The organism is Streptomyces sp. NPDC017520 (assembly GCF_044329855.1).
Classification (GTDB): domain Bacteria; phylum Actinomycetota; class Actinomycetes; order Streptomycetales; family Streptomycetaceae; genus Streptomyces.
Window position 1 is genome coordinate 232,002 of record NZ_JBIRKB010000004.1, and the last position, 14,024, is coordinate 246,025.

Annotated in this window: 11 protein-coding genes; 9 read left to right on the plus strand and 2 right to left on the minus strand. The window is 72.2% G+C overall.

Going from position 1 to position 14,024, the window contains the following annotated elements; all coding sequences use genetic code 11:
* The first annotated feature begins 161 nt into the window (after nt 1-161).
* From ACH4KB_RS11770 to ACH4KB_RS11810, 9 genes are all read left to right on the plus strand, one after another.
* Entirely contained in the window at nt 162-1,241 is a 1,080-nt protein-coding gene (locus ACH4KB_RS11770; RefSeq protein WP_398065811.1) for an LCP family protein, read from the plus strand.
* Between the two features lie 39 nt (nt 1,242-1,280).
* The gene (locus ACH4KB_RS11775; protein ID WP_164269853.1) at nt 1,281-1,676 is read left to right on the plus strand and encodes an NTP pyrophosphohydrolase; all 396 of its coding nucleotides are present in this window, start codon (nt 1,281-1,283) and stop codon (nt 1,674-1,676) included.
* Nucleotides 1,677-2,065: 389 nt separating this feature from the next.
* Entirely contained in the window at nt 2,066-2,188 is a 123-nt protein-coding gene (locus ACH4KB_RS11780; protein ID WP_003965535.1) for a hypothetical protein, read from the plus strand.
* Nucleotides 2,189-2,502: 314 nt separating this feature from the next.
* Entirely contained in the window at nt 2,503-3,699 is a 1,197-nt protein-coding gene (locus tag ACH4KB_RS11785; RefSeq protein WP_398065812.1) for a glycosyltransferase, read from the plus strand.
* Nucleotides 3,674-4,660, plus strand: coding sequence for a DUF6895 family protein (locus ACH4KB_RS11790; protein ID WP_398065813.1), 987 nt, complete (start codon nt 3,674-3,676; stop codon nt 4,658-4,660). The genes ACH4KB_RS11785 and ACH4KB_RS11790 overlap by 26 nt, the downstream gene beginning before the upstream one ends.
* Nucleotides 4,657-5,847, plus strand: a complete 1,191-nt coding sequence (locus ACH4KB_RS11795) for a radical SAM protein (protein WP_398065814.1) — start codon at nt 4,657-4,659, stop codon at nt 5,845-5,847. Before ACH4KB_RS11790 ends, ACH4KB_RS11795 begins: the two co-directional genes overlap by 4 nt.
* 2 nt (nt 5,848-5,849) lie before the next feature.
* Nucleotides 5,850-6,824: a DUF6895 family protein gene (locus ACH4KB_RS11800; protein ID WP_398065815.1), complete on the plus strand. Its 975-nt coding sequence runs from the start codon at nt 5,850-5,852 to the stop codon at nt 6,822-6,824.
* On the plus strand, nt 6,809-8,254 hold the full coding sequence (locus ACH4KB_RS11805) for an MFS transporter (protein WP_398065816.1): 1,446 nt from the start codon (nt 6,809-6,811) through the stop codon (nt 8,252-8,254). Before ACH4KB_RS11800 ends, ACH4KB_RS11805 begins: the two co-directional genes overlap by 16 nt.
* Nucleotides 8,251-10,413 carry a prolyl oligopeptidase family protein gene (locus ACH4KB_RS11810; protein WP_398065817.1) on the plus strand — a complete coding sequence of 721 codons (2,163 nt, stop codon included), beginning with the start codon at nt 8,251-8,253 and terminating at the stop codon, nt 10,411-10,413. Before ACH4KB_RS11805 ends, ACH4KB_RS11810 begins: the two co-directional genes overlap by 4 nt.
* A 21-nt stretch (nt 10,414-10,434) precedes the next feature.
* Here ACH4KB_RS11810 and ACH4KB_RS11815 read toward each other — a convergent pair whose 3' ends face one another.
* Together ACH4KB_RS11815 and dxs are read right to left on the minus strand one after the other, a co-directional pair.
* Entirely contained in the window at nt 10,435-11,901 is a 1,467-nt protein-coding gene (locus ACH4KB_RS11815; RefSeq protein WP_398065818.1) for an amino acid permease, read from the minus strand.
* Nucleotides 11,902-12,090: 189 nt separating this feature from the next.
* A complete protein-coding gene (dxs, locus tag ACH4KB_RS11820) occupies nt 12,091-14,004 on the minus strand; it encodes a 1-deoxy-D-xylulose-5-phosphate synthase (RefSeq protein WP_398065819.1) in 1,914 nt (637 codons plus the stop codon).
* Nucleotides 14,005-14,024 lie beyond the last annotated feature (20 nt).

The window sequence follows — 14,024 nt, forward strand, 5'->3', positions numbered from 1 at the left end:
CGTTCCGTGCACGGCACCCGAAGAGCGCGTGAAGAATTACATAACATTCGAAAATCTGTCTATAGTGCACGCTCAGCCCCCCACGCGCGTGGACCGGCCCCACCCGAGTCCCCAACTCCACACCGCCCTTCCGGGCCAAGAGAACAAGGGACTCCTGCAGGATGAGCAACGACGTCATACCTCCGGGCCCCCGCGCCTCCCGACGCTCGGCCAAGCCCCGCAAGCGCCGCCGCGGACTCAAGATCACACTCGGTGTCCTGCTCGTCCTGCTGCTCGCCGCCGGGGGCACCGTGTACTGGCTCTACAGCCAGCTCGACGGGAACATCAAGGGCGTCGACATCAACAAGGCGCTCGGCGAGGACCGCCCGGAGAAGCTGCCCACCAGCGGGCAGAATCTGCTGGTCCTGGGCTCGGACTCGCGAGCCGGGGCGGAGAACAAGGAGCTGGGCGGCGGCGGGGGCGTCAGCGGTGCGCGCTCCGACACCGCGATGGTGGTGCACATACCCGAGGGCCGGTCGAAGGCCGTCGCCGTCTCCATCCCGCGCGACACCCTGGTGACCCGGCCCGAGTGCGTCGGGGACAACGGCTCCACGGTGTCCGCCAAGGAACGCGTGATGTTCAACTCCGTCTACGCGCAGGTCGGCCCGGCCTGCGTGGTGAAGACGGTGGAGAAGATGTCCGGGGTCCGCATCGACCACTACCTGGAGATCAACTTCGCCGGGTTCAAGGACCTGGTCGACGCCATCGGCGGGGTCACCGTCGACGTACCGAAGGACATCGAGGACAAGGCCTCCGGGCTGAGCCTCACCGCGGGCCCCCAGAAGCTGAACGGCACCGAGTCCCTGGCGTACGTCCGGACCCGGCACGGCATCGGCGACGGCAGCGACCTCGGCCGCATCGGGCTCCAGCAGCAGTTCATGATGGCCCTGCTGAGCGAGGTCAAGTCGCAGGACCTGCTGGGCAGTCCGGCCAACTCGTACAAGATCGCCAAGTCGGCCACCAAGTCGCTCACCACCGACTCGGGGCTCGCGTCGCTCACCTCGCTGGCGGAGTTCGCCCGCTCGATGAACGGCGTCGACCCTGCCTCGATGGAGACGATCATGCTGCCGGTGGCGTACGACAAGATCGACAAGAACCGGGTGATCGCGGCCGAGCCGCAGGCGGGTCAGCTGTGGAAGGCGATCCGCGAGGACACCACCATCCCCGAGGAAGCGAAGAAGTCCCCCGCCACCGGGGGCTGAGGACCCGTCGTGCCGCACCGCCCGTGACACCCTGCCGGGATGAGCGAGGACGATGCGGTGCTGGTGATCGTGGACGCCGCCAACGTGGTCGGTTCCGTGCCCGACGGGTGGTGGCGGGACCGGCGCGGGGCGGCGACCCGGCTGCGTGACTCGCTGGTCCCGTACGCGGCGGCCGGGCTGCCGGGGCTGCCCGGCCCCGTCGAGCTGGTGCTCGTCGTGGAAGGGGCCGCCCGGGGCATCGCCTCCGTGGCCGGGGTGCGGGTCGACTCGGCCCCCGGCAGCGGCGACGACCTGATCGCCGAGCTGGCGGCCGGGGCCGCCCCGGACCGGGACTGCGTCGTCGTCACCGCCGACCGGGGACTGCGGCAGCGGGTCGAGGCGTACGGGGCACGCTGCGTGGGACCCCGTACGGTACGGCCTTCGCCGGACGCGTAGCACTCCGCCGGGCGCCGGGCCTCCTCAGGCCTCGGCCTCGGCCCGTACCTCCTGGGGCGGCTCCCCCTGCCCGTACCTGACCCCCGGTCCGTACCTTCCGGGGCCGCTGCCTCCGGCCCGGGGGCGCGGCCGCCCTCGTCCCGCGCGGCCCGTCCGAACCCACCGCGCCCGACCTCTCGTCGCGGCCTTCCGGCCGTGCACCGGCGTGCGCCGAGCCCGGCACGATCCGAGCGGGACACCCTGGCCCGCCGCACCGGATTCCGATGCTGCCCGCCCCGTGCCATGGGCCGTATACCGCCGTCGGGTCGGCGATCAGGCGTTTCCATACCACGCATCCGTACGTTCCTTCTCAGCCGGTGCAACCGACACCGTCGACAGAGGAGAAGAACATGCCTGAGAACCAGAGCCAGGAGCCGACCGAGTCCGAGGAGTTCGAGGTCGTCGCGCACAGCGAGGACGGCGAGGACGAGGCGGGCAACTGCCTCACCAACAACAGCGACATGCTGCAGTAACTCGCCCGTCGAGTCCTGTGCACGGCGCGGGCCTCCGACGCTCGGACTGATCGTTCCGAGCGACGGAGGCCCGGCCGCCGTCAGGCCCGCCGGCTTCACACGCCCGCCCCCTGCCGGTCCTCCCGCCCGTTCAGGACCGCCACCGCCCGCCACGCCCCGAGGGAGCACCGAGTGACCCCCGCCGTCCTACCGGCACAGCTCCGGCGCCCGCACCGCGCCCCGGCGCACGCGGTGTGGGAACTCCCGGCACCAGCCTCTCCGCTTTTGCACGCGTCGTCCGGCATCCGGTCGGCGCGTCCCCGCCAGGGGGTGTCGTGAGGATCCTCCTGTGTCCGCTCAGCGACGGCGGTTACCTCTACCCGACGGTCGCGGCCGGTCGTGAACTCCGGCGGCGCGGCCATCACGTCAGCGTGCTGGGCAGGTCCGGCGCAGCCTCGGTCGCGGCCGACGCCGGCCTGCCGTTCGCGGCGGCGGAGGACTTCGGCGAACGGCGCGCGTTCTCCGTCGCGTGGTGGGGAAGCTCCGCCATGGCGCAGTACCGGGCGACCGTGCGCGCCGCTCGCGCGGACCGGGCCGACCTGCTGATCACCTCCGTGCTGTGCCACGGCACCCTGCTCGCGGCCGAAGTGCTCGGCCTTCCCGTGGTGGTGGTCGGGCTCTCGGTCCATCTGTGGGACTACCGGGCCGGCGGGGACGACGAGCCGCCGCTCGGCAGACCACGGTGGAACCGGACCCACGAGATGCGTCAGCAGTACGCCGATGTGCGGGAACAGGCCGGGCTGCCAGCACGTGGGTCCCGGTGGGGGGACGACCCGCTGCCGGGCGACGCCCTTCTGCTGCGCGGCGACCCGGCGCTGGAGTACCCCGGCGCCGAACTGCCCGACCGGGTCGTGCACGTGGGGCCGCTGCGCTGGGAGCCGACACCCGGACCGGGCGAGGTCGAGGCGGTCAGGGACCGGGTGGCGCGGGCCGGGAAGCCCGTGGTGTACGTGCACCTCGGGCGCGTGTTCGAGGGTGGCAGCCGGTGGCCCCACCTCAACGAGACCTTCACCGGCGGCCGGTTCCAGGCCGTGGTCGAGCAGGGCCGCTCCCCGCGCCCCGAACCCGCCCCGGACGCGGACATCCTGACGGTGCGCAAGCCGTGGATGGGCCCGCTGATCGACCTGGCCGACCTGGTGCTGACCAGCGGCACCTCAGCCCCCGTACTCGCCGCCCTGCTGCGCGGCCGCCCCCTCGCGGCCTCGCCCAACGGCTCCGAGCAGCCGCTGCTCACCGGTGCCTGCATGCGCGCCGGCGTGGGCGTTCACCTGCCGAAATCCGCGCCGTCGGACTGGCCGACGCTGCTCGACTCGGCCTGGCGGGACGAGGCCCTGCGAGGCCGCGCCCGGGCCCTCGGCCGGAGGCTGGCCGCGGTGGACGGCGCAGCCCGGGCGGCCGATGTCGTCGAGCGAGTGGCCCAGCACTCCGTGATCCCGAAGGAGGACCATGACTACGCGAACGTCAGCCCCTGACACGGACGGCGGGACAGCCGCCGCCGAGGAGACCGTCGCGACCCTGGCAGCGGATACGGGGCGGTGGCTGGGGCTCCACGCGGGCCGCCTGGACTCCCTGGCCGGCCGTGCCGAACTGCCCGTGACACCGCGAGTGAAGGCCCTCCTCCAACTCGCGCTGCTCTGCCGCTGCTGGCAGAGGGCCGCGCCGGACGACAACGCCCTGAAGCCCGTGCTCTCGGTCGTGGAACAGGCGTGGCGCCGACCGGACTTCCCGCTCCTGCTCACCCATTCCCCCGACAGTGCGAGGCCGTTCGGTCTGGTATGGGCCGCGTTGGCACCGGCCGGGACCGTCACCGACGCCCGACGCGGTGTGCTCGACCGGCTGTCCGCCGACGGCTATCTGACACCGCGCCGCAAGTCGCCCTACCTCCACCTGGGCACCCGGTTCTACGCCGAACTCGCGGGCATCGCGCACCAACTGGCCTCGTACGAAGAGCTGTACGCGTGCAGCATGCTGGCGCGCGCCGACGGTGTGCCGGTGGCCGAACTGGACGTCTGCCAGGTGACGGACACCGTGTTCTACCTCTCCGACTACGGCTTCCGCGACACCGGCCTGGACGCGGAGGCCCGGGAGCGGGCGTCGTGTGTGGTGGAGCGGCTCACCGACCACTGCGTGCGCGAGGACGCGTGGGAGTACGCGGCCAAGCTGCTGCTCGCCCAGCACTGTCTGGGCTCGGACCCGCTGCGAACGCCTTCGGGGACAGCTGCCCTCGGGATGCTCGCGGGGGCCCGGTCGCCGGACGGTTCCCTACCCGGTAAGACCGCCCGGGGACGGGCCCCGGCGTCCGCTCCTCCTCAGCAGTACTTCCGGTGGGCCTATCAGCCGACGCTCGTCACGGCGCTGACGACGCTGCTGCTCGCCAACGCCCGCCGCCCCGTTCCGGTCTCGGCATCACCCACAGCTCGGAGGACGCGATGAGCCTGCAACAGGTCCAACTCCCGGATGGAGCGCGCCTCCTCGAAGGCAAGCGCAACTGGTGGTTCCTCGGCCGGGGCGGGGTCGTCCGCCTCGGCGGCCGGCACGTCACCCCCGAAGGGGGCCTGCGGCCCGGCACGGAGCTCCGGCTGCGCGAGCGCGGCATGTTCGCCGCCCCGCCGGTCCGCTCGTACGCGTTGACCGTCCTCACCAGCACCAACTGCAACCTGGGCTGCGGATACTGCTTCCAGAACACCGCCCAGGACGCCACGGACGGCAGCCGTCCGCCCAGGATCGCCCGGACCCGGCTCACCTCCGAGACCATCACCTCGATCCTCGGGTTCACCGAGCGGCAGATGGCCGCGGCCGAACTGGACAGACTGCGGATCCTCCTCTTCGGAGGGGAGCCCTTGCTGAACCCGCGCGGCTGCCTGGAGCTGCTGGAGCGCGCCGCGGGCATCGGGATGACGTCGGCCTGGATGATCTCCAATGCCACACTGCTCTCCCCGCGGCTAGCACGGCAGCTCTCCGCCCTCGGGCTCGATTCCGTCCAGGTCACCTTCGACGGCGACCGCGCCGACCACGACCGCATCCGGGTCAACAGGGCCGACACCGGCGGCACTTTCGACAAGATCGTCCGCAACATCGTCGCGGCGGGCGAGGTCACGCCGATCCGGTGGACCCTGCGGGTCAACGTCTCCCAGGAGACCTTCGACGGCGTCGACGCGCTCGTCGACCGGCTCGCGGCGGAACTGGACCCCTCCCGGTGCGCCCTGTATTTCGCCCGGGTCGGCGACGTGGGCATCGGATACGCCAACGACCTGCTGCACACGGGCGAGCTCTCCGCCCACTTCACCCGGTGGCAGCGTCGGGCGCTGGAACTCGGCTTCAGGGTGAGCCGTCCGGGCGCGCGACGGCCCTGCCTCACCTGCGGCCACACCGAAGGCCGCTACGGCGCGGTGATCAGCGCGGACGGGACCCTGGCCAGCTGCTGGGAGACCGCGGGCAAACCCGACTGGGAAGTCGGCACGGTGGCCGACGGATACCGGCCCGCGGAGGCGACCCGCGACCGCTGGATCTCCTGTGAGGACCTCTACCGCTACGACGAGGACACCCGCGTCCTCACGCGGTTCCGCGACGACGTGGACGCCACCCTGCTCGACTACCTCGACGAGACGGAGCGCATGTAGCCATGCCGTCATCTCTCGACCAGCTCTCCGCCGGCACGCTCGACTGGTTGGGAGCGAACCTGGACCACTTCGACCCGTACGCGGCCGACGCGGGGACGCCGGCGCACCGGCAGGCCAAGGCCCTACTGGAACTGGCGCTGCTGTGCCACTGCTCAGCGCGGGCCGGCGGAGCCCACGACGAGCGGCTGGACGGAGCGACCGCCCTGCTGCGCAAGCTCTGGCAGCGCCCGGAGTTCCCGCGGCTCTTCGACACCCACCCTCCTTCCGCCCCCACCTACGGACTGGCCTACGCCGCGCTCGCCCCCGACGGGATCGACGACACGGTGTGCCGGGCCACGCTCGGGCGGCTCTCTCCCGGCTTCCTCGCGCCGGCCGGCAAGTCGCCGCTCAAGCGCATGGAGATCCGCTTCTACGCGGACAAGGCGGGTGCGGACCACACCATGGAGCCGTACGCCGAACTCGTCGGACAGAGCCCGCTCGTCACCCTGGCGTCCCCGGTGCCGGGGAGCGCGGAGCAGGAGGACGTGGCGGCGGGGGACGTGGCGGCGGGGGACGTGGCACCGCTCACCGACTCCGAGGGATACTCCCTCACCCACGCCGCGTTCTTCCTCGGCGACTACGGGGGGACCGCGACCGGTCTGGCCGGGGACGCCCTGGCACACGCGCGGAACCTGGTCCGCAGGATGCTGGACCACTGCGTCCGGCAGGACCGGTGGGACCTGGCCGCCGAACTCGTCATCACCCAGTTCATCCTGGGTCTCGAGCCGCTGCGCACCCCTTCGGGGGCCGCGGCCGTGGAGTGTCTGGTGCGGGCCCAGCGGTCCGACGGGGCGATTCCCGGGCGGTCGGCCGCGCTCATGGCGTCCGCGTCGGCGCCAGCCGGGGAATTCTTCCGGAAGGCCTATCACACGACCCTGGTGACCGCCCTCATGACACTGGTCCTCTCCTCGGGGAGGCCGTCATGGCACCACGGCTGACCCTCATCAGCCCCGACTTCACACGGCTCTGGTTCGGACAGGCCGTCTCGTCCATCGGGGACATGGTCTTCAGCACCACCCTGATGCTGTGGGTGGCCACCGTACTGGCGAAGGACGAGAGCTGGGCCCCGGCGGCGGTCAGCGGCGTCCTGGTGGCGGGCGGCACCGCCGTGCTCGTCGTCGGTCCCATCGCGGGCGTCTTCGTCGACCGCTGGGACAAACGCCGCACGATGCTCGGTACCGAAGTGCTGCGGGGCGGGCTGGTGGCCCTGCTGGCCGTCGTCTCCTTCCTGCCGGCCGACGCACTGCCGGCCGGGGTGTGGCTCACTCTCGTCTACGGCACCGTGCTGCTCCTGCACGCGGCCGCCCGGTTCTTCGCACCGGCCCGCTTCACCATCATCGCGGACCTGGTGACCGGGGACGCCGACCGCGCCAGGGCGGCCGGCATCACGCAGGCGACCAGTCAGACGGCGCTGATCGTCGGCCCGCCGCTCGCGGCGCCGCTGTTCTTCACGCTGGGCGTGCAGTGGGCCATGCTCTTCAACGCACTCTCCTACCTGGTGTCGTACGTCGCCATCGCCTCGGTCCGGGTGGCCCCCGCCGAGAAGGCACCGGCCGACGGGAGCGGCACGGGGAAGTCCGCCGGTCACCGCTCCGGCGTGCTCCGGGAGTTCGTGGCGGGCCTCCGCTTCTTCGGGCGCAGCAAGTTCCTGGTCGCGCTGTTGGTCTTCGCCGTGATCGGCCAGTTCGGGGTCGGGGCGCTGAACACGCTCAACATCTTCTTCACGACCGAGAACCTGGGCATGTCGGCCAAACTCTTCGGCTACGTCGGCATGGCCATCGGAGTGGGCGGCATCGTCGGCGCGCTGTGCGCCGGCCGGGTGGTGCAGTGGATCGGGACGCGGCGGACGACGTGGGTCGGTTTGCTGGTGAGCGGCGCCCTGCTGATCGCCTACTCCCGGCAGACAGGATTCGTCGGCGGCATCATCCTGCTCGTCCTCTTCACCATTCCCCTCACCGTGCTGAACACCGCGATGGCCCCGCTGCTGCTCTCGGCGGCGTCCGCCGAGTACCGCGGGCGGGTGGTCGCCGTGTTCCAGCCGATGACACAGCTGGCGGCGATGGTCGCGGCGGCGCTGTCCGGCTGGCTCGCCGGCACCCTGCTGCGGGACTTCGACGGCTCGGTGGCGGGCCTGCGGTTCGGCCCCATCGACACGATCATCGCCGTGGCCGGGCTCTGCATCCTGCTGGCCGGCCTCTACGCCCGCGGCGCCCTGCCCGCCCCCGAGACCGCCGAGGACGGCGGACCCGGCGGAGGACCGGCCAGGGAGGAAAAGCCCGGTGAGCCCGCCGGAGGGGCCGAGGCGCCGGCCACTCGGCCCGCCGCCGTCCGAAGTCCCGCTCCACCACGACGAGGGAGCACCGAGTGAACTCCGACACCCGACCGGCACCGCACGAGTACCCCCGCACGGCCCGGCAGGACGTCGTGGACGAGGTGCACGGGGTGCCCGTCCCCGACCCGTACCGCTGGCTGGAGGACGCGAAGGCGGACGCGGTGATCCGCTGGGACGCCGAGCAGGAGGCCTTCTACACGGCGGATCGGGCGACCTGGCCCGGGCGGGAACGGTGGGAGGCGGAGGTGGCGGCGCTCACCGCCGTCGACCGCGCGACACCGCCCAGGGTCTGCGGCGGCAGGGTCTTCTGGCTGCGGCAGGACGCGGGTCAGGAGCATCCCGTGCTCATGGTGGCGGAGCGCGGAGCGGACACGGAAGCGGACACCGGAGCGGATACCGGGCGGGTGCTGCTGGACACCCAGGCCCTGGACCCGTCCGGGCGCACCGCCCTCGACGCCTGGCAGCCGTCCCTGGAGGGTGATCTGCTGGCCTTTCAGATCTCCCGGGACGGCACCGAGGACTCGCGGCTCCACGTGATCGACGTGGCGACCGGGAAGGTCGTCGACGGGCCGGTGGACCGGGTGCGGAGGTCGTCGGTCGCCTGGTTGCCCGGCGGCGAGGCCTTCTACTACGTCCGGCGGCTGGACCCGCGGCTGAACCCCGGCGAGGAGCAGTACCACCGCCGGGTCTGGCTGCACCGGGTCGGGACCGCCCCCGGCACCGACGCCCTGGTCTTCGGCGAGGGCCGGGACAGGACCCAGTTCTACAGTGTCTCCGGGTCCGCCGACGGCCGCTGGCTCGGGATCAGGGCCACGCTCGGCACCGGCCGCCGCACCGACCTCTACCTGGCCGACCTGACCGCGGGACCGCTGGAGCGGCCGCTGCTGGTGCCGGTCCAGGAGAACATCCCGGCCGCCACCCATCTGCACGTGGCGCCCGGCACCGGTCCGCAGGACCCGGTGTGGCTGCGCACCGACCACGGCGCCGCTCGCGGCCACGTCGTCGCCTGCCCGCCGGACGCGCTGCACCGGGGCCCCGAGGCGTGGCGGGAGGTGGTCGCGGGCCGTCCCGACGCGGTCCTCACCCACTTCGCGGTGGTCTCGGGACCCGAGCTCGACCATCCGCTCGGCCTGGCCGCCTGGACCCGCCACACGGTGGCGGAGGTGACCGTGCACGATCTGACGGACGGCAGGCAGGTGGCCTCGGTACCCCTGCCGGGCAGCGGCACCGTCGACGGCTTCGCGCCCGGGCCGGCCGGCAGCCACGAGGCCTGGTTCACCTACACCGACTTCCAGACGCCGACGCGCGTCCTGCGCTTCGACGGGCGGACGTGCCGCGTGACGCGCTGGGAGCGGGGCGCCCGGCACGCGCCGGAGGCCGAGGGGGCGGTCACCCGGCAGGTCGCCTTCCCGTCCCGGGACGGGACGACGGTACGGATGTTCGTGATCTCCCCCACCGGCCGCCCGGACGTGCCGCGCCCCGCCCTGCTCACCGGGTACGGCGGCTTCGGCCAGGTCATGTCGCCGCGGTACCGGCCCCAGGTCCTCGCCTGGGTCAGGGCGGGCGGCGTCTTCGCCTGGGCGGGGCTGCGCGGCGGCGGCGAGGAGGGCGAGGAGTGGCACCTCGCCGGCAGCGGGGCCAGCAAGCAGAACACCTTCGACGACTTCGCCGCCGCCTCCGACCACCTGCTGGCGGCCGGCTGGACCGAGGAGGGCCGGGTCGCCGTCATGGGCTCCTCCAACGGCGGGCTGCTGGTCGGCGCGGCCCTGACCCAGGAGCCCGAGAAGTACGCCGCCGCGGTATGCCGGGTCCCGCTCCTGGACATGGTCCGCTTCGAGGCGTCGGGGCTGGGGCCCAGCTGGGTGCCGGAGTACGGCAGTGTGCGCGACCCCGCGCAGGCCCGGACGCTGCTGGGCTACTCCCCGTACCACCGCGTCACGCCCGGCGTCAGCTACCCGGCGGTACTGCTGGCCGCCTCGGACGGCGACACCCGGACCGATCCGCTCCACGCGCGCAAGATGTGCGCCGCTCTGCAACATGCCACGTCCGGCGCGGGGCCGGTCCTGCTGCGGCTGGAGCGCGGTGCCGGACACGGCGTCCGCGCGCTCTCGCGCGTGGTGGCGCTGGAGGCCGAGTGCCTCGCGTTCCTGGCCGGGCAGGTGGGCCTGCGGGCGCCCGGCGGGGCCGCTCAGTGAGGACCCCGCCCGGCACGGACGTCAGCGGCCCTCCTTGGCCATGCGGCTGTGGGAGCGCCCGTACACGAAGTAGATGATCACCCCGAGGACCATCCAGACGCCGAAGCGGACCCAGGTCTCCACCGGCAGGTTGAGCATCAGCCAGACCGAGGCGGCCACCGAGGCGATCGGGAGCACCGGCACCCACGGGGTACGGAACGCGCGGGGCAGGTTCGGCTGGGTGCGGCGCAGGACCAGGACGCCGAGGGCGACGACGACGAACGCGAAGAGCGTGCCGATGTTCACCAGGGTGGCCAGCTCCTCGATGCTCGTGAACCCGGCGATGACCGCGATCAGCACGCCGAGCAGGATCGTCGGGCGGTAGGGCGTGCGGAAGCGCGGGTGCGTCTTGGAGAAGAAGCGCGGGAGCAGGCCGTCGCGGCTCATCGCGAAGAAGACCCGGGTCTGGCCGAGCAGCAGGATCATGCAGACCGTGGTGAGACCGACCGCCGCGCCGAAGCTGATCAGCCCGGCGTAGAAGGGGTGGCCGGTGGCCTTGAAGGCGTCGGCGAGCGGCGCGCTGACGGAGAGTTCGCGGTAGTTCTGCATGCCGGTGACCACGATCGAGACCGCGACGTAGAGCACGGTGCAGATGATGAGCGAGCCGAGGATGCCGCGCGGCATGTCGCGCTGGGGCAGCTTGGTCTCCTCGGCGGCGGTGGCCACCACGTCGAAGCCGATGAAGGCGAAGAAGACGATGGAGGCGGCGGTGAAGATGCCCATCACGCCGAAGTTCGTGGGTTCGTAGCCGAACAGCAGCTGCACAAGCGGGGCGTCCCAGCCCGAGCCGGCGGGCTGTTTCTCGGCCGGCGGGATGAAGGGCTTGTAGTTCTCGGCCTTGATGAAGAACAGGCCCGCGATGATCACCATGAGGACCACCGCGACCTTGATCGCCACCACGACCGAGGTGACCCGGGCGGACAGCTTCATGCCGACGACCAGGATGACGGTCAGGAGCAGCACCAGGGCGAAGGCCAGGATGTCGAAGCCGAATCCTTCCGCCACGTCCGTGCCCGAGAGCACCTCGGGCATCGTCCAGTCGACGTTGTCCATCAGGGAGCGGACGTAGCCGGACCAGCCGACGGCGACCACCGCGGTGCCCAGCGCGAACTCCAGCACCAGGTCCCAGCCGATGATCCAGGCGACCAGTTCGCCCAGCGCGGCGTAGGCGAAGGTGTAGGCGGAGCCGGCCACCGGGACGGTGGAGGCGAACTCGGCGTAGCAGAGCGCGGCCAGCGCGCAGACGACGCCCGCCACGGCGAACGCGATGGCGGTGGCGGGGCCCGCCGTCTCCTTGGCGACCTGTCCGGTGAGGACGAAGATGCCGGTGCCGATGATGACGCCGACGCCGAAGACCGTGAGGTCCAGGGCGGAGAGGGACTTCTTGAGCGCGTGTTCCGGCTCCTCGGTGTCCAGGATCGACTGTTCGACGGACTTGGTGCGGAACATGCCGTTTCCGCGGGGTGGTGTGACCTGCGCGCTCACCTGCGATACCTCCACGCGTTCGTTGTGAACGCCATGATGGGGACGCTGCCGCAGGTGAACGCGCCATCTGGCCCGTTTCATGCGAATGGGCCGGGACAACCACCCGTACAGGGGCGGCTCTCCCGGCCCATCGGCCGTACGGAGGCGAGCGCGTCAGTCGCGGGCGGGCTCCACCGCGCGGCTCTCGAAGCGGCCGTCGAGCTTGGCGACCAGGCCGGTGACCTGCCGGGCGATGTCCGGCGCGGTCAGTCCGATCTCGGCCATGACCTCGCCGCGCGAGGCGTGGTCGAGGAAGACCGGCGGGATGCCGAAGTCGCGCAGCGGTACGTCGACCCCGGCGTCGCGCAGGGCCTGGGCGACGGCGGATCCGACGCCTCCGGCGCGGCTGTTGTCCTCGACCGTGACGACGACGCGGTGGCGCTCGGCGAGCGGTGCGAGCGCCTCGTCGACGGGCTTGACCCAGCGGGGGTCGACGACGGTGCTGGAGATGCCCTGGGCGTCCAGCAGGTCGGCGATCTCCAGGCACATCGGGGCGAGCGCGCCGACCGAGACGATCAGGACGTCCGGGCGGGCGGCCTTCGGCTCGCGCAGCACGTCCATGCCGCCGACCCTGCCGACCGCCTTCACGGCGGGGCCGACCGCGCCCTTGGAGAAGCGGACCACGGTGGGCGCGTCGTCGACGGCGACGGCCTCGCGCAGCTGGGCGCGGACCTGGTCGGCGTCGCGCGGGGCGGCGATCCGGAGCGTGGGCACGCACTGGAGGATCGACATGTCCCACATGCCGTTGTGCGAGGCGCCGTCCGTGCCGGTGATGCCGGCCCGGTCCAGGACGAAGGTCACACCGCACTTGTGCAGGGCGACGTCCATCAGGACCTGGTCGAAGGCGCGGTTGAGGAAGGTGGCGTAGACCGCGAAGACCGGGTGGAGTCCGCCGGTGGCGAGGCCGGCCGCGGAGGCCGCGCCGTGCTGCTCGGCGATGCCGACGTCGTAGATCCGGTCCGGGAAGGCGGCCTCGAACTTGCCGAGGCCGACGGGCTGGAGCATGGCGGCGGTGATCGCGACGATGTCCTCGCGCTCGTGGCCGAGCCTGACCATCTCCTCGCCGAAGACGGAGGTCCAGTCGAGGCCGGAGGTGGCGATCGGCAGACCGGTGTCGGGGTGGATCTTGCCCACCGCGTGGAAGCGGTCGGCCTCGTCCTGGAGGGCGGGGGTGTAGCCGCGGCCCTTCTCGGTGAGGCAGTGCACGATGACCGGGCCGCCGAAGCGCTTGGCGCGCTGGAGCGCGGATTCCAGGGCCTCGATGTCATGGCCGTCGATCGGGCCGACGTACTTCAGGCCGAGGTCCTCGAACATGCCCTGCGGGGCGATGAAGTCCTTGAGGCCCTTCTTGGCGCCGTGCAGGGTCTCGTACAGCGGGCGGCCGACGACGGGCGTGCGCTCCAGGATGTCCTTGCCACGGGCCAGGAACCGTTCGTAACCGTCGGTCGTACGGAGGGTGGCGAGGTGGTTGGCCAGGCCGCCGATGGTCGGGGCGTAGGAGCGCTCGTTGTCGTTGACGACGATGACGAGGGGGCGGTCCTTGGCGGCGGCGATGTTGTTCAGCGCCTCCCAGGCCATACCGCCGGTGAGGGCGCCGTCGCCGATGACCGCGACGACGTGGTCGTCCTTCTTCAGGACCTCGTTGGCCTTGGCGAGGCCGTCGGCCCAGCCGAGGACCCCGGAGGCGTGGCTGTTCTCGATGACGTCGTGGTCGGACTCGGCACGGGAGGGGTAGCCGGAGAGGCCGCCCTTGCTCTTGAGCCGGGAGAAGTCCTGGCGGCCGGTGAGCAGCTTGTGCACGTAGCTCTGGTGGCCGGTGTCCCAGAGCACCCTGTCCCGGGGCGATTCGAAGACCCGGTGCAGGGCGATGGTGAGCTCGACGACGCCGAGGTTGGGGCCGAGGTGTCCGCCGGTCTTGGAGACCGCGTCCACGAGGAAGGTGCGGATCTCCTCCGCGAGCTGGTCCAGCTCACCGAGGCTGAGCCGGTCCAGGTCGCGCGGTCCCTTGATGCGGGTCAGCAGATCCACCCGTGCCTCCTTGCGTTTGA

Excerpts from the sequence above, each read along its gene's own strand:
- ACH4KB_RS11780 (WP_003965535.1), top strand. The coding sequence starts at position 2,066 with ATGCCTGAGAACCAGAGCCAGGAGCCGACCGAGTCCGAGGAGTTCGAG.
- ACH4KB_RS11815 (WP_398065818.1), bottom strand. The coding sequence starts at position 11,901 with ATGTTCCGCACCAAGTCCGTCGAACAGTCGATCCTGGACACCGAGGAG.
- ACH4KB_RS11805 (WP_398065816.1), top strand. The coding sequence starts at position 6,809 with ATGGCACCACGGCTGACCCTCATCAGCCCCGACTTCACACGGCTCTGG.
- ACH4KB_RS11795 (WP_398065814.1), top strand. The coding sequence starts at position 4,657 with ATGAGCCTGCAACAGGTCCAACTCCCGGATGGAGCGCGCCTCCTCGAA.
- ACH4KB_RS11770 (WP_398065811.1), top strand. The coding sequence starts at position 162 with ATGAGCAACGACGTCATACCTCCGGGCCCCCGCGCCTCCCGACGCTCG.
- ACH4KB_RS11775 (WP_164269853.1), top strand. The coding sequence starts at position 1,281 with ATGAGCGAGGACGATGCGGTGCTGGTGATCGTGGACGCCGCCAACGTG.
- ACH4KB_RS11790 (WP_398065813.1), top strand. The coding sequence starts at position 3,674 with ATGACTACGCGAACGTCAGCCCCTGACACGGACGGCGGGACAGCCGCC.
- ACH4KB_RS11800 (WP_398065815.1), top strand. The coding sequence starts at position 5,850 with ATGCCGTCATCTCTCGACCAGCTCTCCGCCGGCACGCTCGACTGGTTG.